The organism is Gordonia sp. DT30 (assembly GCF_049844915.1).
Lineage (GTDB): Bacteria > Actinomycetota > Actinomycetes > Mycobacteriales > Mycobacteriaceae > Gordonia.
This window is the reverse complement of sequence record NZ_JBNCLY010000003.1, coordinates 104,192-125,559: the sequence shown is the minus strand read 5'-3', so window position 1 is coordinate 125,559 and position 21,368 is coordinate 104,192. Positions and strand designations below refer to the sequence as shown.

21 protein-coding genes and 2 tRNA genes are annotated in these 21,368 nt (G+C 67.7%); 13 read left to right on the top strand and 10 right to left on the bottom strand.

Annotation, left to right across the window (positions count from 1 at the left end):
- Positions 1–29: 29 nt before the first annotated feature.
- Positions 30–1,253 (bottom strand): MFS transporter, encoded by a 1,224-nt coding sequence (locus ACLQ3C_RS04290; protein WP_425703744.1) that lies wholly within the window; start codon positions 1,251–1,253, stop codon positions 30–32.
- A 149-nt stretch (positions 1,254–1,402) separates the two neighbouring features.
- Between ACLQ3C_RS04290 and ACLQ3C_RS04285 the strand changes: the two genes are divergently transcribed.
- From ACLQ3C_RS04285 to ACLQ3C_RS04265, 5 genes are all read left to right on the top strand, one after another.
- Positions 1,403–2,176 carry a fumarylacetoacetate hydrolase family protein gene (locus ACLQ3C_RS04285; RefSeq protein WP_425703742.1) on the top strand — a complete coding sequence of 258 codons (774 nt, stop codon included), beginning with the start codon at positions 1,403–1,405 and terminating at the stop codon, positions 2,174–2,176.
- Complete coding sequence (locus ACLQ3C_RS04280) at positions 2,173–2,997, top strand: alpha/beta fold hydrolase (RefSeq protein ID WP_425703741.1); 825 nt, start codon at positions 2,173–2,175, stop codon at positions 2,995–2,997. The genes ACLQ3C_RS04285 and ACLQ3C_RS04280 overlap by 4 nt, the downstream gene beginning before the upstream one ends.
- 34 nt (positions 2,998–3,031) lie before the next feature.
- Positions 3,032–4,561: a glutamate--tRNA ligase gene (gene gltX, locus ACLQ3C_RS04275; RefSeq protein ID WP_425703739.1), complete on the top strand. Its 1,530-nt coding sequence runs from the start codon at positions 3,032–3,034 to the stop codon at positions 4,559–4,561.
- A 75-nt stretch (positions 4,562–4,636) separates the two neighbouring features.
- Positions 4,637–4,708: transfer RNA gene (locus ACLQ3C_RS04270), tRNA-Gln, on the top strand.
- A 16-nt stretch (positions 4,709–4,724) separates the two neighbouring features.
- Positions 4,725–4,797 (top strand) — tRNA-Glu (locus tag ACLQ3C_RS04265).
- Between the two features lie 119 nt (positions 4,798–4,916).
- On the opposite strand, the gene ACLQ3C_RS04260 is transcribed toward ACLQ3C_RS04265, so the two are convergent.
- Together ACLQ3C_RS04260 and ACLQ3C_RS04255 are read right to left on the bottom strand one after the other, a co-directional pair.
- Positions 4,917–5,414, bottom strand: coding sequence for a pyridoxamine 5'-phosphate oxidase family protein (locus ACLQ3C_RS04260; protein WP_425703737.1), 498 nt, complete (start codon positions 5,412–5,414; stop codon positions 4,917–4,919).
- A gap of 58 nt (positions 5,415–5,472) precedes the next feature.
- Positions 5,473–6,204 (bottom strand): IclR family transcriptional regulator, encoded by a 732-nt coding sequence (locus ACLQ3C_RS04255; RefSeq protein ID WP_425703736.1) that lies wholly within the window; start codon positions 6,202–6,204, stop codon positions 5,473–5,475.
- Positions 6,205–6,309: 105 nt separating this feature from the next.
- Here ACLQ3C_RS04255 and leuC point away from each other — a divergent pair, with 105 nt between their 5' ends.
- The 3 genes from leuC to ACLQ3C_RS04240 all read left to right on the top strand — a co-directional run bounded on the left by leuC (position 6,310) and on the right by ACLQ3C_RS04240 (position 9,235).
- Complete coding sequence (gene leuC, locus ACLQ3C_RS04250) at positions 6,310–7,752, top strand: 3-isopropylmalate dehydratase large subunit (RefSeq protein ID WP_425703734.1); 1,443 nt, start codon at positions 6,310–6,312, stop codon at positions 7,750–7,752.
- 103 nt (positions 7,753–7,855) lie between these two features.
- Entirely contained in the window at positions 7,856–8,449 is a 594-nt protein-coding gene (gene leuD / locus ACLQ3C_RS04245) for a 3-isopropylmalate dehydratase small subunit (protein WP_425703733.1), read from the top strand.
- A 180-nt stretch (positions 8,450–8,629) separates the two neighbouring features.
- Positions 8,630–9,235 carry an HU family DNA-binding protein gene (locus ACLQ3C_RS04240; protein ID WP_425703731.1) on the top strand — a complete coding sequence of 202 codons (606 nt, stop codon included), beginning with the start codon at positions 8,630–8,632 and terminating at the stop codon, positions 9,233–9,235.
- A 137-nt stretch (positions 9,236–9,372) separates the two neighbouring features.
- Here ACLQ3C_RS04240 and ACLQ3C_RS04235 read toward each other — a convergent pair whose 3' ends face one another.
- The 3 genes from ACLQ3C_RS04235 to cofC all read right to left on the bottom strand — a co-directional run bounded on the left by ACLQ3C_RS04235 (position 9,373) and on the right by cofC (position 13,382).
- On the bottom strand, positions 9,373–10,311 hold the full coding sequence (locus ACLQ3C_RS04235) for an NUDIX hydrolase (RefSeq protein ID WP_425703729.1): 939 nt from the start codon (positions 10,309–10,311) through the stop codon (positions 9,373–9,375).
- 114 nt (positions 10,312–10,425) lie between these two features.
- Positions 10,426–12,609, bottom strand: coding sequence for an RNA degradosome polyphosphate kinase (locus tag ACLQ3C_RS04230; protein WP_425703728.1), 2,184 nt, complete (start codon positions 12,607–12,609; stop codon positions 10,426–10,428).
- A 59-nt stretch (positions 12,610–12,668) separates the two neighbouring features.
- Positions 12,669–13,382, bottom strand: coding sequence for a 2-phospho-L-lactate guanylyltransferase (cofC, locus tag ACLQ3C_RS04225; RefSeq protein WP_425703726.1), 714 nt, complete (start codon positions 13,380–13,382; stop codon positions 12,669–12,671).
- 293 nt (positions 13,383–13,675) lie between these two features.
- Between cofC and ACLQ3C_RS04220 the strand changes: the two genes are divergently transcribed.
- Positions 13,676–14,683 carry an NAD(P)H-dependent glycerol-3-phosphate dehydrogenase gene (locus ACLQ3C_RS04220; protein ID WP_425703724.1) on the top strand — a complete coding sequence of 336 codons (1,008 nt, stop codon included), beginning with the start codon at positions 13,676–13,678 and terminating at the stop codon, positions 14,681–14,683.
- A gap of 55 nt (positions 14,684–14,738) precedes the next feature.
- On the opposite strand, the gene ACLQ3C_RS04215 is transcribed toward ACLQ3C_RS04220, so the two are convergent.
- Both ACLQ3C_RS04215 and ACLQ3C_RS04210 read right to left on the bottom strand, forming a co-directional pair.
- Positions 14,739–15,368 (bottom strand): DUF3515 domain-containing protein, encoded by a 630-nt coding sequence (locus tag ACLQ3C_RS04215; protein ID WP_425703722.1) that lies wholly within the window; start codon positions 15,366–15,368, stop codon positions 14,739–14,741.
- 20 nt (positions 15,369–15,388) lie between these two features.
- Entirely contained in the window at positions 15,389–15,634 is a 246-nt protein-coding gene (locus tag ACLQ3C_RS04210) for an Lrp/AsnC ligand binding domain-containing protein (RefSeq protein ID WP_425703720.1), read from the bottom strand.
- 159 nt (positions 15,635–15,793) lie between these two features.
- Between ACLQ3C_RS04210 and ACLQ3C_RS04205 the strand changes: the two genes are divergently transcribed.
- The 3 genes from ACLQ3C_RS04205 to ACLQ3C_RS04195 all read left to right on the top strand — a co-directional run bounded on the left by ACLQ3C_RS04205 (position 15,794) and on the right by ACLQ3C_RS04195 (position 18,117).
- Positions 15,794–16,831 carry a thiamine-phosphate kinase gene (locus ACLQ3C_RS04205; protein WP_425703718.1) on the top strand — a complete coding sequence of 346 codons (1,038 nt, stop codon included), beginning with the start codon at positions 15,794–15,796 and terminating at the stop codon, positions 16,829–16,831.
- 81 nt (positions 16,832–16,912) lie between these two features.
- A complete protein-coding gene (locus ACLQ3C_RS04200) occupies positions 16,913–17,434 on the top strand; it encodes a gamma carbonic anhydrase family protein (protein ID WP_425703716.1) in 522 nt (173 codons plus the stop codon).
- 2 nt (positions 17,435–17,436) lie between these two features.
- Positions 17,437–18,117, top strand: coding sequence for a uracil-DNA glycosylase (locus ACLQ3C_RS04195; RefSeq protein ID WP_425703715.1), 681 nt, complete (start codon positions 17,437–17,439; stop codon positions 18,115–18,117).
- Positions 18,118–18,142: 25 nt separating this feature from the next.
- Here ACLQ3C_RS04195 and ACLQ3C_RS04190 read toward each other — a convergent pair whose 3' ends face one another.
- Both ACLQ3C_RS04190 and rpmB read right to left on the bottom strand, forming a co-directional pair.
- Positions 18,143–18,958, bottom strand: coding sequence for an enoyl-CoA hydratase/isomerase family protein (locus ACLQ3C_RS04190; RefSeq protein WP_425703713.1), 816 nt, complete (start codon positions 18,956–18,958; stop codon positions 18,143–18,145).
- Between the two features lie 108 nt (positions 18,959–19,066).
- Positions 19,067–19,258: a 50S ribosomal protein L28 gene (gene rpmB / locus ACLQ3C_RS04185; RefSeq protein ID WP_005180428.1), complete on the bottom strand. Its 192-nt coding sequence runs from the start codon at positions 19,256–19,258 to the stop codon at positions 19,067–19,069.
- 367 nt (positions 19,259–19,625) lie between these two features.
- Here rpmB and ACLQ3C_RS04180 point away from each other — a divergent pair, with 367 nt between their 5' ends.
- On the top strand, positions 19,626–21,257 hold the full coding sequence (locus tag ACLQ3C_RS04180) for a DAK2 domain-containing protein (protein ID WP_425703978.1): 1,632 nt from the start codon (positions 19,626–19,628) through the stop codon (positions 21,255–21,257).
- Positions 21,258–21,368 lie beyond the last annotated feature (111 nt).

The window sequence follows — 21,368 nt, the reverse complement described above, 5'->3', positions numbered from 1 at the left end:
CGGCGGTCCGGCCCGCCGCGGGCGAAGAGTCATCGGGTATCCACGGGTACCGATTCGCCCTGGGGCGCCGGGTCTTTCGGCACCAGGGGGGCCGCGATCACCGGTGCCACCGCGCTCAGCGCGAACGCGAGCGGAAATCCGGCCGCGGTGATGATCGCGCCGAAGATCGGCGTGGTGGCGGCCGTCGCGAGATATTGCGCCGTGTTCTGGACGCCCAGGCCGCGCCCACTCCACCGGGGCCCGGCGAATTCGGCGATCGCGGTGAAGGCCAGACCGTTGTCGGCCACCGACACGATCGACGCGACCATCATGATCGCCACCGAGACGGGGCTGCCGGCCCAGTCGGTGAATGCCAGGATCGCCATCGCGAGCCCGGCGACGACGGCGATCAGCCGGATCGGACGCATCCGTGACAACCACGCGTCGGACCATCTGCCGGCAGCGATCCGGCCCAGGGCGCCGATCGTCTGGGTGACGGTGACGAGGACACCGGCGGTCGCCGGGGACCAGTGCCGGGCGACGATGAGCCAGGTCGGCACGAACGTCCACAGCATCGACTGCGGAATGACCAGCAGCACGCTGACCGCATGCACGCGTGCCAGAAACCAGCTGTCGCGGTAGGGATTTCGAGCGCTGAGGGCGGCCGATGACCCTGCTGCCGCCATCGGCGGATCGACGATGCCGAAGACGCACGCACACAGCCCGATCGCCGTCACCACGACCGGCACGAGCAACGCCGCACCGATGCCGAAGTGTTCGGAGATCACCGGCATGGTCAAGGCACACACCGCAATTCCCAGCGGCTGGGCCATCTGCCGGATGCCCATCGCGGTACCGCGCTGGGTCGGTGGGAACCATCCCACCACGATTCGTCCACTCGCGCCGTTGGCGGCGCCCGAACCGAGGCCGCCCAGGAACAGGAACGCGGCCAGCAGCGGATAGGGCGCGGCCCGCCACGCAGCCAACGCGGTGGCGACGGCGGCGACGAGGGTGATCGAGACGGAGATGATGAGGATCGACCGCTCGCCGTGCCGATCGAGCAGCGCGCCCCAGCCGATGATCGCGAGCATCAGTCCGACAGTCGGGACGGCGGCGAGGACCGAGGCCCGCGAGATGGTCATGCCACCCGCGTGCAGCGCCGGGATGAGATAGGCGAAGCCCGAGACCACGCAGGTCGTCGTCATGGCGGCGATCAGCGAACACCCGAGCATCACCCATCTGTGAGCGGTGCCGATGGTGTCGGTGGACAACATGTCGCCTCCTCGGCCGATGCGGCCCGCGGGCCGGCACGTTTCATATCTCACCATATGAGATGACGTGTCCATATCTTAGAACCCGAATGTGGTGTGATGCCAACCGATGTCCCGCAATGTGGACACCGCCCGTGCGCTACGCTCTGGTTATGCGTCTTGGTCGAATTGCCAGTCCTGATGGTGTCGCTTTTGTCTCACTCGAGGATTTCGACGGCAATGTCGTCGCCAAGGAAATCGCCGAGCATCCCTTCGGTACGCCGACTTTCACCGGACGGAGCTGGCCGCTGGCCGACGTCCGGTTGCTCGCACCGATCCTGGCGACCAAGGTGATCTGCATCGGAAAGAACTATGCGGCGCACGCGGCCGAGATGGGCGGTGAGGCCCCCGCCGATCCGGTGATCTTCCTGAAGCCCAACACCTCGATCATCGGCCCGGAGGTCCCGATCGTGCGGCCCCCGTCCTCCGAGCGGGTCGACTACGAGGGAGAACTCGCGGCCGTCATCGGGCGGCCGTGCAAGGACGTCAGGGCCGCCGACGCCGCGGGGGTCATCCTCGGCTACACCGTCGCCAATGACGTCACCGCCCGCGATCAGCAGCAATCCGACGGTCAGTGGACCCGCGGCAAGGGCTATGACACCTTCTGTCCCCTGGGGCCGTGGATCGACACCACCTTCGACCCGTCCGACGCCGAGATCACCACCGAGCTCGACGGTGAGGTGCGCCAGCGCAGCCGAACATCGTTGATGCTGCACGACATCGGTGCGATCGTGGAATGGATCTCGCGCGTGATGACACTCCTGCCCGGCGACGTGATCCTCACCGGAACACCCGAGGGTGTCGGGCCGATGACTGCCGGACAACGGGTTTCGATCTCGGTCTCGGGCCTGGGGACGTTGAGCAATCCGGTGGTGGACAAGCCGTGACCGCGGCGGCGCGGACCGCACACATCAACGGCATCGAGCTGGCCTACGAGGTGTCGGGCACCGGGCCGCTCGTGGTGATGGTGATGGGCACCGGGAGCCCCGGACGTGTGTGGAAGGCCAATCAGGAACCCGCACTACGCAAAGCCGGATATCGCGTTGCGCTGTTCGACAACCGCGGTATCGCGCCGTCGTCGGAATGCGCCGACGGTTTCACATTGGCCGACATGGTGGCCGATACCGCCGGGCTGATCGAGCATCTGGGTGCCCCGGCGTTCGTGGTCGGCACATCCCTGGGTGCGCGCATCGTCCAGGAATTGGCGCTGGCCCGGCCCGATGTGGTGCGGGCCGCTGTCCTGCTGGCCACCTACGGACGCAACACCCCGCTGCAAGAAGCCATCTCGGCCGGCGAGCGCGCCCTCTACGACCAGCGGGTGACGTTGCCGCCGGAATACGCGGCGGCGATCACCGCGCATCTCAACCTCTCCCCACACACCCTCGACGACGATCGGTCGGCGCGGGACTGGCTCGACGTCATCGGCTTCTCCCCGCAGATGGTGACCCCGGGTGTACGGGCCCAACTCGGGTTGCACCACCGAGAGCAGGATCGGCTGGGGGCCTACCGCGCCATCACCCGTCCGGTCCTCGTCGTCGGATTCGCCGACGACCGCACGCTCCCGCCAAAGCTCGCGCGGGAGGTCGCCGGCGCGATCCCGGCAGCCGAGTACGCCGAGGTGGCCAAGGCCGGTCATTTCGGCTACCTGGAACAACCCGCCGAGGTGAATCGCCTGATCGTCGACTTCTTGGACCGTCACCGGGACTGACCGCGGCCACGGCGCGTTCGATACGCTGAGGCCCATGGCCAGTACCGATTCCGCCCGTCCAGATTCCGACGGCGCCAAGTCCGCCGGCGCCGACGCCGTACGCGTCCGATTCTGTCCGTCACCCACGGGCACCCCGCACGTCGGCATGGTGCGCACCGCGTTGTTCAACTTCGCGCAGGCGCGGCACGACAAGGGCACCTTCGTCTTCCGGATCGAGGACACCGACGCCGCCCGCGACAGTCAGGAGTCCTACGACGCGATCCTGGAATCGTTGCGCTGGCTGGGACTCGACTGGGACGAGGGTCCTGAGGTCGGCGGTCCGTATGCGCCGTACCGGCAATCCGAGAGGCGCGACATCCACCTCGACGTGGTCCGGAGGTTGCTCGACGCCGGCGAGGCCTACGAGGCGTTTTCCACCCCGGAGGAGGTCGAGGCACGTCACCGCGCGGCCGGCCGCGACCCGAAACTCGGATATGACAACTTCGACCGCGACCTCACCGACTCCCTGCGCGCCGACTACCGCGCCGAGGGTCGCAATCCGGTTGTGCGACTTCGCATGCCGGACCGCGACATCTCGTGGGACGACCTCGTGCGAGGTACCACGACGATCAAGGCGGGTACCGTGCCCGACTTCGCGCTCACCCGCGCGAGCGGCGACCCGCTCTACACCCTGGTCAATCCGGTCGATGACGCGACCATGCGCATCACCCATGTGCTGCGCGGCGAAGACCTGCTGTCGTCGACGCCCCGGCAGATCGCGTTGTACGAGGCGCTGATTCGCATCGGTGTCGCCGAGCGGGTTCCGGAATTCGGGCACCTTCCGTTCGTGCTGGGGGAGGGCAACAAGAAGCTCTCCAAGCGGGATCCGCAGTCGAATCTGTTGCATCACCGCGACCGTGGCTTCCTGCCCGAGGGCTTGCTCAACTACCTCGCACTGCTCGGCTGGGGCTATTCACACGAGACCGATATCTTCGGGCTCGATCAGATGATCGACGCCTTCGATGTGCGCGACGTCAATTCGAATCCGGCGCGCTTCGATCAGAAGAAGGCGGACGCGATCAACGCCGAGCACATCCGGTTGCTCGAACCCGCCGACTTCGCCGCCCGCCTGAAGGCCTACCTCGTCGAGCACCGATACCTGGCCGAACCGTTCGACGACGTCGCGTTCACCGCCCTCGCCGAACTCGTGCAGACACGCATCCAGGTGCTCGGCGACGCCTGGCCGCTCATGTCGTTCCTCTACGTCGGCGAGGCCGAGTTCACGATCGACGAGAAGGCGGCGTCGAAGAACCTCGGGCCCGATTCGGTGGCGGTCCTCGACGCCACCATCGCCGCCGCAGAGGGCGTACCGGCGTGGCAGGCGTCGGAGTTGCATGATGCGCTCAATGCCGCTCTGGTGGACGATCTGGGCCTCAAACCGCGCAAGGCGTTCGGGCCGGTGCGGGTGGCCGTCACCGGGTCGCAGGTTTCGCCGCCGCTGTTCGAGTCCATGGAACTGCTTGGTCGCGACGTGAGTATCGCGCGCCTGCGCGCTGCGCGCGATCTCGCAGCGAAGTCGTCCTGACCTGGCGATTTGTAGTCCAGGGGTGTTGCTCTGCTAATCTATCGCAGGTTCTTTTCCGAGGGGAAAGAAGCCCCTTGGGGTATGGTGTAATTGGCAACACAGCGGTTTCTGGTACCGCCATTCTAGGTTCGAGTCCTGGTACCCCAGCGACCACCAAGGTCTTGGCCCCGTCGTCTAGTGGCCTAGGACGCCGCCCTCTCAAGGCGGTAGCGCGGGTTCGAATCCCGTCGGGGCTACAAACGAAGGCGCCCTTCCCGGAACACCGGGGAGGGCGCCTTCGTCATGTCGGACCGCTGGGTCCGGCCGGCGACCTTGCCGGTTCAGCGAAACGGCGGTTCCGAGATGCTCGGGTTCTTCAGAGATGCTGGGCCGTCGAACCGGCGACGGGCATGGGCGGCAGGCCGAGTTTGCGATGGTCCCAGCTACGCGTGCGCGTGGGGACGATCCGCACCGCGACCCGCTTGTGCATCATCTGCTCGACCAACGGCTTGGCCTCCTCGGTGTAGGGCGCGGTGTAGCGCTCCCAGACCGAGATGCCCACGCGCAGGCAGGAGTCGGGGTCGTCGCGGATCTCGGCGATACCCTCGATGGCGAGGCCGCGCAGCGTGTCATAGGTGTCGCCGTCCTCGATGAGTACCGAACACCGGTGCTGGCGACCCAGATTCACGGCCTTCTGCGATTTGGCCTTCGTCTCGAACCAGATCTCGCCATCGACGATCCCGTACCACATCGCGACGAGGTGGATACCGCCGTCGGGACCCGTCGTCGCGAGGGTCGCGGTGCGACTGCGTGTGATGAACTCCTCGATCTCCTCGGGACTCATCACGATCTGGCTGCGTTGATTCACGCCCATGCGCTGGGTCGCTTTCTCTCGTCGGAGTGGTGTGCGACACCGACGCTAACGCATTTCCCTACCGGACCGACGCCAACCGCTTGTGGATCGCCTCCGCGGCAGCCAGCAGGTCGGCGGCCCAGCGGGCTCCGGGTCGGCGGCCCATCCGGTCGATGGGGCCCGAAACCGAGATGGCGGCAACGACTTCACCGGTGGCGTCGCGCACCGGGGCGGACACGCTGGCCACCCCGGCCGCCCGTTCGCCGGCGCTCTGAGCCCATCCGCGGCGCCGGATCTCGTGCAGCGCACGGTCGCTGAAGGCGCTGTCGGACAGGAGATGACGCCGGGTACCCGAATCGGCCCAGGCCGCCAGGACCTTGGCTGCCGACCCGGCCGTCATCGGGAAGCGGGTACCCACGGGCACGGTGTCGCGAAGCCCCGTCGGTGGTTCCATCGCGGCGATGCACACCCGCTCGGAGCCCTCACGGCGGTAGATCTGGACAGATTCACCGGTGATATCGCGCAGCCGTGGCAACACCATCAGGGCCGCCTCGCGCACCGGATCGTGTGCAGAGGAGGCGAGTTCGCCCAGTGCCGGACCGGGATGCCAGCGTCCGGCGGCGTTGCGGGCGAGCAGTCGGTGCGCCTCGAGTCCCACCGCCAACCGGTGCGCGGTGGCCCGGGGTAGTCCGGTCCGTTCACACAACTCCGTGAGGTTGCACGGTGTCTCGGCGATGGCGCGCAGCACGGTGACCGACTTGTCGAGGACACCGATTCCGCTGCTGGGCTCCGATGCGCTACCATTTCCCATAGGACGATACTAGCCGTCCAAATAGTGAGACGCACGTCGGTCGGTGAACCGCCGCCCAGCTGGTTCGGCGACACCGACTCGCAACAGACGGATGTGAGCAGAGCCATGACCAACAGCCCAACCGCGACGGGCACCCCAACGGGCCCACGTACTCTCGCCGAGAAGGTCTGGGAGGACCACGTCGTCGTTCACGGCGACGCCGACGGGGGACAGCAGCCCGACCTCATCTACATCGACCTGCACCTGGTCCACGAGGTGACCAGCCCGCAGGCCTTTGACGGCCTGCGCCTCGCGGGCCGCCCGGTCCGGCGGCCCGACCTCACGATCGCCACCGAGGACCACAACGTCCCGACCACCAAGACCGACCTCATCGCCGACCCGGTGTCGCGCACCCAGGTCGAAACCCTGCGTCGCAATTGTGCGGAGTTCGGCATTCGCCTGCATCCCATGGGCGACGACGAGCAGGGGATCGTGCACGTGGTCGGCCCGCAGCTGGGCCTGACCCAGCCCGGAATGACCGTCGTCTGCGGCGATTCGCACACCTCGACCCATGGCGCATTCGGTGCGCTGGCAATGGGTATCGGGACTTCTGAGGTCGAGCATGTCCTGGCGACCCAGACATTGTCGTTGCGCCCCTTCAAGACCATGGCCATCACCGTCGACGGAGAACTGCCCGAAGGAGTCACCAGCAAGGACCTCATCCTGGCCGTCATCGCCAAGATCGGGACCGGCGGCGGGCAGGGCTACGTCCTGGAGTACCGGGGCTCCGCGATCGAGAAGTTGTCGATGGAAGCCCGGATGACCATCTGCAACATGTCGATCGAGGCCGGCGCCCGCGCCGGGATGATCGCCCCCGACGAGGTGACCTACGAATTCCTCTCCGGCCGGCCGAACGCGCCGCAGGGCGCGGACTGGGATGCCGCGGTGTCGTACTGGAACTCGTTGCGTACCGACCCCGACGCCGAATTCGACGCCGAGGTGCACATCGACGCGGGCGAGTTGTCGCCCTTCGTGACATGGGGTACCAACCCCGGCCAGGGTGCACCACTGTCCTCGGTCGTGCCCGATCCGGCCGACCTGGGGGATGAAAACGCGGCCGGCTCGGCGGTCAAGGCCTTGCAGTACATGGATCTGACCCCCGGCACCCCGCTGCGTGAGATCTCGGTCGACACGGTCTTCGTCGGCTCGTGCACCAACGGACGGATCGAAGATCTGCGCTCGGTTGCCGAAATCCTCAAGGGCCGCAAAGTCGCCGACGGGCTGCGGATGCTGGTGGTACCGGGTTCGATGCGGGTGCGAGCGCAGGCCGAGGCGGAGGGGCTCGGCGAGATCTTCACTGCCGCAGGCGCCGAGTGGCGCCAGGCGGGATGCTCGATGTGCCTGGGCATGAATCCCGATCAACTCGCTCCCGGCGAGCGGTGCGCCTCGACGTCGAACCGCAATTTCGAGGGCAGGCAGGGCAAAGGTGGGCGAACTCACCTGGTCTCCCCGGCCGTGGCTGCCGCCACCGCCGTGCGCGGCACCCTGTCCGCACCGGCAGACCTCTAGTGACGCAAGGACCTTGACCCGCGCCCCGTCGTAAGAGGATGGCCGTCGGTCGATCGTCCCACCACCACCCAGCACGACTTCCCAACGCACACCGGAGCCAAACATGGAACCCTTCATCGAGCACACCGGGATCGGAGTACCGCTGCGCCGCAGCAACGTCGATACCGATCAGATCATCCCGGCCGTCTACCTCAAGCGAGTCACCCGAACCGGATTCGAGGACGGACTCTTCGCGAGCTGGCGCACCGATCCCGACTTCATCCTCAACGCAGAACCGTGGAGCCGCGGGTCCGTCCTGGTCGCCGGACCGGACTTCGGCACCGGATCGTCGCGCGAACACGCCGTCTGGGCACTGTCGGACTTCGGATTTCGGGTGGTCATCTCTTCCCGGTTCGCCGACATCTTCCGTGGCAACGCAGGCAAGGCGGGCTTGGTCGCCGCGCAGGTCGAGCAATCCGACGTCGAACTGCTCTGGAAGCGGCTCGAGGAGCAGCCCGGCCTCGAATTGACCGTGAGTCTCCAAGAGCGGACGGTTACCGCCGGAGACCTCGTGGTGCCGTTGACAATTGATGAGTACACCAGGTGGCGCCTGATGGCGGGTCTCGACGACATCGGACTCACATTGCGCCAGGTAGACGCGATTTCCGAGTACGAGAGGTCCCGCCCCGCGTACAAGCCGGTCACCCTGCCGGGCTGAGTATCTCCGCAGGCCTACTCCCACACCGACGCCATCGACGGAACGTGTTAGCGGCGTGAAATTTTCGCAACACGTTCCGCCGATTGGCGTGGAAGATGGACGTTTTCGCCCACGACGTTTACCGTGTGGGGTTAGCTGGCTATATCAGACACGGCCAGAACAGCTTGCGGAGGTATTCCAATGAACAAGGCAGAGCTCATTGATGAGCTGACGAAGAAGCTCGACGCGGATCGCAAGGTAGCGACCGAATCCGTGGAGCTGATCGTCGACACGATCGTGCGTGCGGTCAACCGCGGTGAGAGTGTGACCATCACCGGCTTCGGTGTCTTCGAAAAGCGTCGTCGCGCACCGCGCGTCGCTCGCAACCCGCGGACCGGTGAAACCGTGAAGGTGCGTGCCACCTCGGTGCCGGCATTCCGCCCCGGCGCGCAGTTCAAGGCGGTCGTAGCGGGTAAGCAGAAGCTCTCGGCATCCGGACCCGCCGTCAAGCGCGGCAGCGGCGCGGGTACGACCACCGCGGCGAAGAAGACCACTGCCGCGAAGAAGACCGCGGCGAAGAAGGCCCCGGCCAAGACCACTGCCGCGAAGAAGACCGCGGCGAAGAAGGCCCCGGCCAAGACCACTGCCGCGAAGAAGACCGCGGCGAAGAAGGCCCCGGCCAAGACCACTGCCGCGAAGAAGACCGCGGCCAAGAAGGCCCCCGCCAAGAAGGCCCCGGCCAAGACCACTGCCGCGAAGAAGACCGCGGCCAAGAAGGCCCCGGCCAAGAAGGCAACTCGGCGCTGAGCCACGGGCCGGCCGCAACCGGCCAGACCCTGAGCAACCACACTCACCCCTGACGGACTTCCCTCGTCAGGGGTGAGTTGGTGTGTGGACGGGCCGGGGGGCATCCCGGTTCAGCCCACCGCGGAGCCGGAGATGGCTCAGTGATCGAGCTTCGGCAGCGGGCTGTCGATGTGATCGGCAGCAACCAGGTGACCGGCATACGTCGAGAGAACCCAGACACTGCCCTTACGGTTGCGCGCCGCCGGCAGGGTCACGTCTTCGTGCGTCGCCCACCAATCCATCAGTGGCGGAATCACCTTGCCCTGACTGCACACTGCCCGCACCTGTCCGTCATCGAGTCCGGCAAGCCGACGAATACGATCCCGAGTCGGCACCGGATCGTCGGCGTACGCGCTCTCGGACAACGTCGGTTCTTCGATGATCGTGGCGCCGAGTCGTTCTCGCATCGGCTCGAGCGTCTGTACACACCGGACCTGATCGGCACTGTGCAATGCGATGACCCCGAACGCCGACAGCAGCGGCACCAGGGCCCGGGCCTGCTCCCGGCCAACACTGTCGAGCGGGCGCTGCCGATCCTCGCCCCGATACCGCGAGCGACTGCCGGCCCGCGCATGCCGCACCAGCAGCAGTGTCCTCAAATCCACCGGCAGGCGCGCGAACTCGCGTAACACCTTGCGGTCGAGCCGGTAACTCAGACGCTGCGTCGCCTCCTCGGCGGACAACCACTCCAAGGCGTCGACCTCGTGATTGACGTCGAAATCGCCGCCGACGGACTGCGCCGACCAGTACCGGACATGCTTGCGGCCGTTCGGCAGGTCGTAGGTCACATTCGCCAGATGCCGACCCAGACGCACCACATGCCCGGTCTCCTCGATGATCTCGCGGACGGCGGTATCGATCAACGTCTCGCCGCTTTCCACCTTGCCCTTCGGTAACGTCCAGTCGTCATAGCGGGGCCGGTGCACCAGACCGACCTGCACCGTGCCCGCCCGGGCGCGCCACAGCACCCCGCCGGCCGCCCAGACCGTCTTGGCCGCAGCATTCTTCGCGGAACCGGACTTGCCCGACTTAGACATTCCCGCGTGCACACCTCTGGTCTCGGGCAGCGTCGATGGGTATCAAGCACCCGAGTCCTGGCGGTGTCATGCGCCCGAGTCCTGGCGGTGTCATGCGCCCGAGTCCTGGCGGTGTCATGCGCCCGAGTCCCGGCGGCGATTGCGGCGCATCATCTGTCGCTGGTGATCGCGCACTTCCTCGCCTGCCGCGGGGGACGCGACCCAGCTGCCGTCCGAGTGCAGCACCCAGCACCGCGTCCGGGGATCGAGCGCAGACGCGAAGACATCGTCCAGTTCGCCGGTGAGGCGTTCGTCACGCACCTGTACCATCACCTCGATACGGCGATCGAGGTTGCGGTGCATCATATCCGCGCTGCCGATCCAGTACTCCTGCTGCGCGCCGAACTGCAGAATCCGCGAGTGCTCGAGGAACTGCCCGAGAATCGAACGCACCGCGATGTTGTCGCTGACACCGGCCATGCCCGGACGCAACGCGCAGATCCCGCGCACCACGATCTGTACCGGAACCCCGTTCTGGGAGGCACGATACAGCGCATCGATGACCTGCTCGTCGACGAGAGCATTGGCCTTCAAGCGAATCCGGGCGCGCGGATCACCGTCGTGGGCGGCGGCGATCTCCCGATCGATGCGGTCGACGATCCCCGAGCGGATTCCGTGCGGAGCGACGAGGATGTTGCGGTACTCGGTCTTGCGCGAATATCCGGTGAGTGTGTTGAACAGATCCGTCAGATCGGCACCGATCTCCGGTGCGGCCGTGAGCAATCCGACGTCCTCATAGAGCCGGGCCGTCTTCGGGTTGTAGTTGCCGGTGCCGATGTGGCAGTACCGCTTGATCGTGGAGCCCTCACGACGGACGACAAGGCATGTCTTGCAATGTGTCTTCAGGCCGACCAGACCGTAGACCACGTGCACGCCCGCCTGCTCGAGTTGGCGGGCCCACTTGATGTTGGCCTGCTCGTCGAAACGCGCCTTGATCTCCACCAGCGCCACCACCTGCTTGCCCGCCTCGGCGGCATCGACCAATGCGTTGACGATCGGCGAATCACCGGACGTGCGGTACAGGGTCTGTTTGATGGCCAGCACCTGAGGATCGGCCGCGGCCTGCTCGATGAACCGTTGCACGCTCGTGGAGAACGAGTCATACGGATGATGGACGAGCACGTCACCCTCGCGCAGCGTCGAGAACACGCTCTTGGGTGTCTCGCGCTCACCGAACGCCGGATGGGTCGCCGGGACGAACGGACGGTCCTTCAGATGCGGGCGGTCGAGAGCATGGATCTCGAACAGCGACGACAGATCCAGCAGACCTGGCACCTGGATCACGTCGGCGGGATTGACGTCGAGCTCCCGCAACAGCAACTCGAGCATGTGCTCGCTCATGTCGTCGGCGACCTCGAGCCGGACCGGCGATCCGAAGCGCCGCCGGGCCAATTCACGCTCGAGAGCCTGTAGGAGATCCTCGTCCCGATCCTCCTCCACCTCGAAATCGGCGTTACGGGTGATCCGGAAAACGTGATGCTCGACGATCTCCATCTCGGGGAACAGCTGCTCCAGGTTCGCGGCGATCAGATTCTCCATCGGAAGAAACACCGCCGGGTGGTGGCCGCGATTGTCCGAGCGCGCCGCCCCGGGAGCGAGCTCGTCGACCCGCACGAAGCGATTGACGTTGTCGGGCACCTTGACTCGGGCGAAATGCTCACCGCCCTCGTTGGCGTCACGAACCGTCACCGCCAAATTCAGCGACAGCCCGGAGATATAGGGAAACGGGTGCGCCGGGTCGACGGCGAGTGGGGTGAGTACCGGGAACACCTGCTCATGGAAATACTGCACCATCCGCTTCTGCTGGTCGGCATCGAGCGCCCGCCACGTCACCACATGAATCCCGTTGTCCGCCAGGTCCGGGCGCACCGAATCGAGAAACACCCGGGCATGCCGGTCGGCAAGGGTCTGGGTGCGGCCGGCAATGCGCAGCAACTGTTCTCGCGGTGACAGGCCGTCGGCCGAGCGCACCGAGAGTCCGGTCTCGTCGCGGCGTTTGAGTCCGGCGACGCGCACCATGAAGAACTCGTCGAGATTGGATGCGAAGATCGCCAGGAACTTGGCGCGTTCCAGCAGGGGCAGGGAGGTGTCCTCGGCCAGCGCGAGCACGCGCGAATTGAAGTCGAGCCAGCTGAGTTCACGGTTCAGGTACCGGTCTTCGGGTAGATCCGCGGACTCGTCGGGTGCCAGCGTGGCCGCCGGCGGTGCGCCGGGAATCGCGGTCAGTGGCTGGGTGGAGGTGTCATCGGCTGGGCTCACCGTTCAATCATGACCTATCGGTCCGGTGGGTTGCAGCCTTCACCGGTGGAGGCGACAGATCATGGGTGCTCCGCAGGGGAGTCGGGCACGCCACCCAATCCCAGCGCGCGCCGGGTGTGCGGCCCGACGCCCAGCGCGATGGCGGCATCGAGGTCTGCGGCGGTGTCGACATCGGTACGCAGATCCGGCCAGCGCGCGTGCCCCGGATCGAGTTCGACGGCCCCACCACCGCGGTGCGCGGCGGCCGACCCGATACCGAAGCGCGGCGGCCGGTCGACGTGTGCGTGTCGCAGCAGCAGCGCCGTCCCATCACCACCGGCATCGCTGACCAACGCCTCGGCGAGATCGTTCGCCGCGTCGAGCACCTCACGAATGCTGGCTGCACGGGCGGCGGGCAGATCGGCCTGCACCATCAGCACCTGCCGCACGCCGGGCCGTTGCGCGTGAACCCACGCGGTGCCCTGCGCATACGCGTGATTGAGCGACGGATCGCTACGTGGACGTTCCCGGAGCGGTTGTGCCCCGGCCGCGGTGATCGCCGCGAGCACCTCGTCGTCGGGACTCACGACGACGATCGGCGCCAGACCTGCCGCGCGCACCGCGGCGGCGGTGTCGAGCAACATCGCAAGAACCAGTTCGCGATGCTCCCCGATCGGCATCACCGGACCACGCGCACCGGCACCGGCGACACTTGCGCCGGGTATGGTTCCCAGCGAGGCGGCCAGCCGCGTCTTCGCGGCTGCGAGATGTTTGACCACCAGCACCGCAGCCACGCCGGAGGCCGATCCGGGTGTGTCCGAACATGTATCGTCGCGCGTTGTGTCCGGGCGTGGGCTGTCGGGGCGCCCGGTGTCCGGGCTCGCCTGTCGGTGACCGTGTCCACCTTTCACCTGTCCATGATGGACGACGTCGGTTTCCGGCGGCGCGTCGGCTGCGTCTCGGTCCCGCTTGCCCCGACGACCAGATGACCCCGATGACCCGATGCGAGCAGAACCCGATCGCGATGGTCGGTGGTTGGTGTGGGGGCTAGGGTGAAGGCCACAAGCGATCGTCGAAGGGTGTGAACGTGCGCGCTGTGGTGATGGGTGCCGGGTCGTGGGGAACGGCAACGGCGAAGGTCCTTGTCGATGCCGGGACCGAAACGGTCCTGTGGGCCCGTCGGCCGGAGCTCGCCGCGACGATCAACGCCGAACACACCAACCCCGACTACCTGGCCGGGATCGCACTGCCCGACCGACTGCGTGCCTCCAGTGAGCTCGAAGAAGTGTTGCCCGGCGCCGACATCGTAGTGTGTGCGGTGCCGTCGCAATCGTTGCGCGACAACCTATCCGCGTGGAAGTCGTACCTGGGCGCCGATGCGTCCCTGGTGTCGCTGGCCAAGGGGATCGAGACCCATTCGCTGTTGCGGATGAGCGAGGTGATCGCCGAGGTCGGCGAGGTGGGACAGAACCGGATCGCGGTGCTGACCGGGCCCAACCTTGCTCGGGAGGTCGCCGAGGGACAGCCCGCGGCGACGGTGATCGCGTGCAGCGACGAGGACCGGGCGACACAGCTGCAGGGAGCCTTCAACACCGGATACTTCCGCCCCTACACCAACACCGACGTCACCGGATGCGAGATCGGCGGGGCGGTCAAGAACGTCATCGCACTGGCCTGCGGAATGGCCAGCGGTGTCGGATTCGGACAGAACACCCTGGCGACCATCATCACGCGCGGCCTGGCCGAGACGATCCGGCTCGGCGTGGCGGTCGGCGCACGCATCGAGACGCTTGCCGGGCTGGCCGGGATCGGTGATCTCGTCGCCACCTGCTCTTCTCCCTTGTCGCGCAACCGGTCCTTCGGTGCGCGCCTCGGCGAGGGCGCCACGATGGCGCAAGCGCAGGACGCGACCAACGGGCAGGTCGCCGAGGGAGTGAAGTCCTGCACGTCGGTACGGGCGCTCGCCGAGAAGCATGGGGTCTCGATGCCGCTGACCGACGCCGTGCATGGGGTCTGCCACTCCGGGGTGTCGGTCGCCGACGCGGTGGCGTCATTGCTCGGCCGGACCACCAAGCCCGAGGTCTACCGGGACTGATCGGCCGCCGACCGGTGTACCGGGACGGCGTCGACCGGGACGAGAGCTGTCGTCGCTACCCGAAATCGAGTGGGCCGGGCGGCAATACCCGACCGATGGCCGCCGACACATCGGTGATGGACGCGTTGCCGCCGGACGCCGGGACCCATAGCGCCACGTATGGCCGGTGATCGACGCAGACATATGCCTGCCCGCGACCGTCGATGGTGTCGGTGATGAACCACTGGACCCCGTTGACCGTCTGCAGGTTGCTCGACGGCGCGAGTTCGCTCGGCCGGCCCACCCCGCAGCGAACGGTCACCGGGTCGGCGCCGTCGGATCCCGACCACGTCGCGGTGTCCCCGTCGACCTGCTTGCTGCCGAAACCGTCGAATGTGGGGGGCAGTGCGCCGAGCAACTTGGCACAGTCGGCCCCGGAGGCCGATCCGGCGGAAGCGTATGAATCGACCGGGGTTTTCGGCTGGTCGGACGACTTGAGCGCCGCGAATGTGATGAAACCGACGATGACCATCACCGGGATCGTGATGAGCGTCGCGATCAGTGCCGGACTCAGTCGCGGACCCGAACGGTGGTCGTGCCGGGTGTGGTCCTGCTCTGGCTGCTCGTGGTCGGCGGGCTCCGGTTCTGGGGTTCCAGCAGGTTCCGGCTCCGGTCCACTGCCGTGGGGCTCATCGGGCGAACTCACATGCCCACCCTAGTGGGCCCTCAGTGCGCGGCTGTCACCACCGGGCAGGTGAGGGTGCGGGTGATGCCGTCGACCTTCTGGATCTGCGGGACCACATCGTTGCTCAGGTGTGCGGCGTCGGCGGCGTCGACGCGGACGATCACATCGTAGGGCCCGCTGACCTCTTCGGACGATGCGACGCCCGAGATCTCTGCGATGGTCGCCGCTGCCAGAGCTGCACGTCCGACCTCGGTCTGGATCAGTATGTATGCCTGAACCACGGCCATCCTCTCCACATCTGCCACGTCGCGGGAATCGGGCTGATGACCCCGCAGGCGGTGTCGCGCTGACCGGGACGCAGTCCCGCAACCACTACACTGCTGGCACACATTGTCGCCGACAACCCCCTGCGTGGCGAGTCGGCAGCGCGAACGAGGGGAGTCGAGGTGCCATCGGACGACCTCGGCGCACCCACCGGGCCGGATGTGGACCGGGCGAAGTCGCTGGGTGAGGTGGGTGAGCGGGCGGTGATCGCGATGCTCACCGGCGCGGCGACCGGTGACCGTGAACTGCCCGGCGGCGGCGACATCGTGATCGGGTCGGGCGATGACGCCGCGGTCTTCGACGTCGGGCCGACGGTCATCAGCACCGACACCGCCGTGCAGGACAGGCACTTCCGGCTCGACTGGTCGACCCCACAACAGATCGGGGCCCGCACCGTCGTACAGAGCGCCGCCGACATCACCGCGATGGGCGGACGGACGGTGGGCGTCGTCGTCGCCCTGGCCTGTCCGCCCCGCACGACCGTGGGCTGGCTCGCAGATCTCAACGGCGGCATCGTCGCCGCCACCCACCGACTGGGTGCCCGGGTTCTCGGCGGCGACCTCGTCGCCGCGGACGAGGTGATGGTGAGCATCACGTCGGTCGGGGCGCTCGACGGTCGCACTCCGGTGACGTTGTCGGGGGCACGTCCGGGCGATGTGCTGGCCGTCAGCGGCCCACTCGGGACGGCCGCTGCCGGCTTCGCGGTCCTCTCCCGGTCCGGGTCGCCGCCGATGGCCCGCTGGCAGCGTGAGCGGGACCCGAGGGCCGAGGTGGTGTCGGCCTTCCTCCTGCCCGAACCGGATGCGCGCCAAGGTGTGGTGGCGGCGCGGGCAGGTGCACATGCCATGACCGACATCTCTGACGGGCTCGTCGAAGAGTTGCTGACGATTGCCAATTCGTCGGATGTGGCGCTGGCGGTGACCGGTGCCGCCGTGCCGCGCCGCGCCGCGGTCGACGACGTCGCGAGACTGCTCGGCGCCGACGCGCGGACCTGGGCACTCACCGGCGGTGAGGATCACGAACTGCTCGTCGCGATCGAATCCGATGCGGTGCCGCCCGGGTGGACCGTGATCGGTGCGGTCGAGGCGGGGCCGGCACACGTCACCATCGATGGGCGCGACATCAGCGGGCTCAGCGGCTGGCGCGCCTTCGCCGAGTGATCGCACCGCGCGGATTCGAACGCCGGTGTCCACCAAGGGGGCAGGGCCGCCGGCACCTCCGGCGGTGATTAGATTCCCCCTATGGCGATCTACGCACTCGACGACCGAGAACCGGAACTGGGAAACGACGTCTACGTCCACCCGGACGCGACCGTCATCGGTGCGGTGACACTCGCCGATGGTGTCTCGGTCTGGCCGGGGGCGGTGCTGCGCGGGGATTACGGCACCATCACCATCGGGGCCCGCACCAACATCCAGGACGGCACCGTCATCCATTGCACGCCCATCCATCCCACCGTCATCGGTGCCGGATGCGTCGTCGGGCACAACGCGCACATCGAGGGTTCGACGATCGGCGATGACGTGCTGATCGCGTCCGGATCGGTGGTACTCAACGGATCCGCGATCGGTGATGGTGCGATCGTCGGTGCCGGTGCGGTCGTGCCCTTCGACGCACAGATCCCGGCCCGGCGGATGGCGCTCGGTGTCCCGGCGCGCGTGCGCGAGGGATACGAGGTGCCCGCCGATCACCTCGAGCTCAATGTCGAGATGTATTTCCAGAACGCCCAGTACTACCGGAAATCGCTGCGGAGGCTCGACTGAGTATGGCGCCCAAGCGACTTCCCGAACTCATCGATCCCGGATGGGGCGATGCCCTCGAACCGGTGGCCGACGTCGTGGCCCAGATGGGGCAGTTCCTGCGTGCCGAAAGCGAGGCCGGACGCAGTTATCTGCCCGCGGGGGAGAACGTGCTGCGCGCGTTCTCCCATCCGTTCGACGATGTCCGGGTGCTCATCGTCGGCCAGGACCCCTATCCCACTCCGGGGCATGCGGTCGGCCTGAGTTTCTCGGTGGCGCCGGAGGTTTCGCCCCTCCCGCGCTCATTGGGCAACATCTACACCGAGTACTGCGCAGATCTGGGTTACCCACGTCCGGCCAACGGCGATCTGACTCCGTGGGCACGCTCGGGTGTTCTGCTGCTCAACCGGGTGCTCACCGTGTCGCCCGGTGAACCCGCGTCGCATCGGGGCAAGGGCTGGGAGAAGGTCACCGAATGCGCCATCAAGGCGCTCGTCGCCCGCGACGAGCCGCTCGTGGCGATCCTCTGGGGCCGTGACGCAGCCGGACTGCAACAGTGGATGCCCGACGTGCCTGTCATCGTCTCGGCCCATCCGTCGCCGCTGTCGGCGAGCCGCGGGTTCTTCGGGTCGCGGCCGTTCTCCCGGGCGAACGACGAACTCGAGGACCTCGGCGGCGAGCCCGTCGACTGGCGATTACCGTCCTGAGCGGGTGCGGTTGCCCGCGCCCGGTTCACCGGGTCTGTGCACGCACCGCGGCGTAGTCCGGGGCACGTTTGCCGATGAACGCGTCGACCCCCTCGACGCCCTCCGCGTCGCCGCTGCGCGCGGCGATCGAATTGGCTTCGGCAACAAGCTGTTCGGCCAGTGACGTGGTCGCCGACGCGGTGAGCAGCCGGCGGGTTGCGGCCAGCGCCGACCGTGGTCCGGCCGCAAGTTTCTCCGCCGTGGCGCGCGCCTGCGCCGTCACCTGCGCGTCGTCGACGACCCGCGACAGGATGCCGAGGGACACCGCTTCGTCGGCGTCGAGTACCCGATCGGTGAGGATGATCTCCCGGGCCCGGGCGGCGCCGACCACGCGGGGCAGGGTCCAGGACATGCCGCCGTCGGGGGTGAGGCCGATTCCGGGATAGGCAGGGCGCAGCCGTGTTCGGCTACCGCCGATCGCGACGTCGGCGTGGAGCACGATGCTCATGCCGGCGCCGGCGGCCCAACCGGTCACCGCGGCGACGACGGGCCGGTCGGCGGCGGCCAGCGCGAGGATGAAGATGTGGAGATCGTTCGCGATCTGCTGTAGGTAGGCGGGTCTGTTCTCGGCGGTGGCGAAAGCCCGGACATTGCCGCCGGCGCAGAAATTCGCCCCGGTACCGATCAGCAGGATCGCGCCGGCCGCACGTTCCCCGCGGGCGATCTCGCCGAGCGCCGCGGCGCCCTCGATCACCGCCCGGTCGTCGAGTGAGGTGCCGGCCGCGGCGCTGGACACGGCGATGGTCAGGACGTCGCCGGACTGGATGACGGGGGAGGGAGGGGTATCGGTACTCGCGGTCATGGCGGTCACCGTAACGCGAACACGAAAAAGACCCGACGCCGGGCCGAGCGTTTGCTCGGTCGGGTCGGGTCTCGCAGCCATCAAGGCCGGTCGTCGACCGGCTCGAGATCAGGCGAGCGTCGTCTTGCCGGCCTTCAGGCAGGAGGTGCACACGTTCTTGCGCTTGCGGTTGCCGGGTGCGACCTCGACGCGAACCGACTGAATATTCGGGTTCCACCGGCGGTTGGTGCGGCGGTGCGAGTGCGAAACGGACTTGCCGAAGCCCGGACCCTTGCCGCAGACGTCACAGACGGCAGCCATATCGAACTCCTCGGGGTGAGTGGGTGTGGTTCTCGGTCAGCCTGCCGCAGCTGCGGGCGTCCGGGGACGGGGTACGACGATGTGTACATCCGGTGACGGAGCCACGTTCGCGGCAAGGCAACCCTGCAAGAATAGCGGGAGCGGTGCCGACGACCAAATCCGGCCGATGGTCGCCCGCGGGGTCGGTCGGTGCAGATCCGTCGGTGCAGATCCGGCGGTGCCGGATTCGTCGGCGGCCACGAGTAACCTCGAACACAGTTGTCGGCGCCGGCGCCGACAACCGGACTGTTGGATGGCCCACCGATGGTGGGCGCGGTGTCGGTGGGAGGTGGTCGTGGTGGCGTTCGAGGGTGGCATCACACAGACCATGAGTCCGCAGCTGCTGCGGGACTGGGCCGCGGCCACTGCCGATGCGCTCGACGCCGCACGGGGTGAGATCAATGATCTCAACGTCTTTCCCATCCCCGATTCCGACACCGGCAGCAACATGGCCCACACCATGCGGGCGGCCGCCGACGCCGCGGCCGCGTTATCCGAGGGCGCCGACATCGCGACCGTCGCGCGCGCATTGGCCGATGCCGCGGTCGGCGCGGCGCGCGGCAATTCCGGGATCATCCTCTCGCAAGTACTCGTGGGTGTGGCCGATGCGGTCGAGGTCGCCGCGCCCGGCGAGCTCTCGTTGTCCTACCTCACCGGTGCCGGATTGCGGCTGGCCGGACTGGCCGCCCGCCGGGCGGTCAGCGAGCCACGCGAGGGCACCGTGCTGACCGTCATCTCCGTCGCAGCCCGGACCGCTGCCGACCATGCCGAGGACTCGCCCGGCGATCTCGTCCGGGCGATCGCCGACGCCGCCGCCGAAGCACTCGACGAGACCACCGACCAACTTCCCGAGCTCGCGCACGCCGGTGTCGTCGACGCGGGCGCGCGTGGATTCCTGGTCCTGCTGGACTCGCTGGTCGCGGTCATCACCGGGGTGTCGGCGCGTCGCCGAAGCTACCGCGGCACGCTGACGGGCGGCGGTCGGCCCGGCCACCCCGCGGACACGCCCTGTACTGAATCCTCGGAGATGGATTTCGAGGTGATGTACCTCCTCGACGGTGGCGCCGGCGAACTCATCGGAAAACTGCGCACCGATCTCGAGGCGATCGGCGATGCCGTCGTCATCGTCGGTGACAGTTCCAGCGGTGATGGTGAACGCTTCTCGGTACACGTGCACACCTGCGATCCCGGCAAGGCGGTGCAGGTGGGTCTGGTCGTCGGACAGATGTCGGACATCCGGATCAGCTGCTTCGCCCTCGACGCCATCCGTTCGCAGGTCGACACCGCCGAGCCGCCGCCGCGGTTCAAACGCGCCGTCGTCGCGGTGGTGCGGGGTGAGGGGGCGGCGGCATTGTTCACCGAAGCCGGCGCGGCGGTGGTGCGCGCCGACGACGGCGTCGGCACCGACGAGCTGGCCCAGGCGATCCGCGACACCGATGCCGCCCACGTCATCGTGATGGCCAACGGTGCGATGACCAGCCAGGACCTCGTCTCCGTGGCCGCCGACGTCCGCTCGCAACAGCGGTCGGTGGTGTCCCTGCCGACCCTGTCGATGGCGCAGTGCCTGGCCGCGCTGGCCGTCCACGATCCCACCGCGTCGGCCGACGCCGACGCCTACGCGATGGCCGAGGCGGCCGCGGGCGCCCGCTGGGGCTCGTTGCGGCGTGCCCACACCAAAGTGATGACGCTGGCGGGCACCTGCGAGGTCGGTGACATCCTCGGTTTCATCGGTTCCGACGTGCTGGTGATCGCTCCGGACCAGATCGAGGCGGGCACCGCGCTGCTGGACCTGATGCTCGCGACCGGTGGGGAGATGGTGACCGTCCTGGCCGGCTCCGACGTCGACGAGGCCGCCCTGGACTCCCTGCGCGAACACATGCGACGCAACTATGCCGGAATCGAACTCGCCGTGTATCCCACCGGCCAGCATGACGATCTGATCCAGGTCGGGATCGAGTAGTGGCCGCACACTCACCCGACCGCCCGGGTTCCGGTGGTGCTCCAGACCCCGGGGAATGTCCGGAAGCGACGAGCGCCGAACCGTCGGATTCGCTTGAGGCGGTGCTGGGCC

Excerpts from the sequence above, each read along its gene's own strand:
- ACLQ3C_RS04290 (WP_425703744.1), bottom strand. The coding sequence starts at position 1,253 with ATGTTGTCCACCGACACCATCGGCACCGCTCACAGATGGGTGATGCTC.
- ACLQ3C_RS04285 (WP_425703742.1), top strand. The coding sequence starts at position 1,403 with ATGCGTCTTGGTCGAATTGCCAGTCCTGATGGTGTCGCTTTTGTCTCA.
- gltX (WP_425703739.1), top strand. The coding sequence starts at position 3,032 with ATGGCCAGTACCGATTCCGCCCGTCCAGATTCCGACGGCGCCAAGTCC.
- ACLQ3C_RS04260 (WP_425703737.1), bottom strand. The coding sequence starts at position 5,414 with ATGGGCGTGAATCAACGCAGCCAGATCGTGATGAGTCCCGAGGAGATC.
- ACLQ3C_RS04255 (WP_425703736.1), bottom strand. The coding sequence starts at position 6,204 with ATGGGAAATGGTAGCGCATCGGAGCCCAGCAGCGGAATCGGTGTCCTC.
- leuC (WP_425703734.1), top strand. The coding sequence starts at position 6,310 with ATGACCAACAGCCCAACCGCGACGGGCACCCCAACGGGCCCACGTACT.
- leuD (WP_425703733.1), top strand. The coding sequence starts at position 7,856 with ATGGAACCCTTCATCGAGCACACCGGGATCGGAGTACCGCTGCGCCGC.
- ACLQ3C_RS04240 (WP_425703731.1), top strand. The coding sequence starts at position 8,630 with ATGAACAAGGCAGAGCTCATTGATGAGCTGACGAAGAAGCTCGACGCG.
- ACLQ3C_RS04235 (WP_425703729.1), bottom strand. The coding sequence starts at position 10,311 with ATGTCTAAGTCGGGCAAGTCCGGTTCCGCGAAGAATGCTGCGGCCAAG.
- ACLQ3C_RS04210 (WP_425703720.1), bottom strand. The coding sequence starts at position 15,634 with ATGGCCGTGGTTCAGGCATACATACTGATCCAGACCGAGGTCGGACGT.
- ACLQ3C_RS04200 (WP_425703716.1), top strand. The coding sequence starts at position 16,913 with ATGGCGATCTACGCACTCGACGACCGAGAACCGGAACTGGGAAACGAC.
- ACLQ3C_RS04195 (WP_425703715.1), top strand. The coding sequence starts at position 17,437 with ATGGCGCCCAAGCGACTTCCCGAACTCATCGATCCCGGATGGGGCGAT.
- ACLQ3C_RS04190 (WP_425703713.1), bottom strand. The coding sequence starts at position 18,958 with ATGACCGCGAGTACCGATACCCCTCCCTCCCCCGTCATCCAGTCCGGC.
- rpmB (WP_005180428.1), bottom strand. The coding sequence starts at position 19,258 with ATGGCTGCCGTCTGTGACGTCTGCGGCAAGGGTCCGGGCTTCGGCAAG.
- ACLQ3C_RS04180 (WP_425703978.1), top strand. The coding sequence starts at position 19,626 with ATGAGTCCGCAGCTGCTGCGGGACTGGGCCGCGGCCACTGCCGATGCG.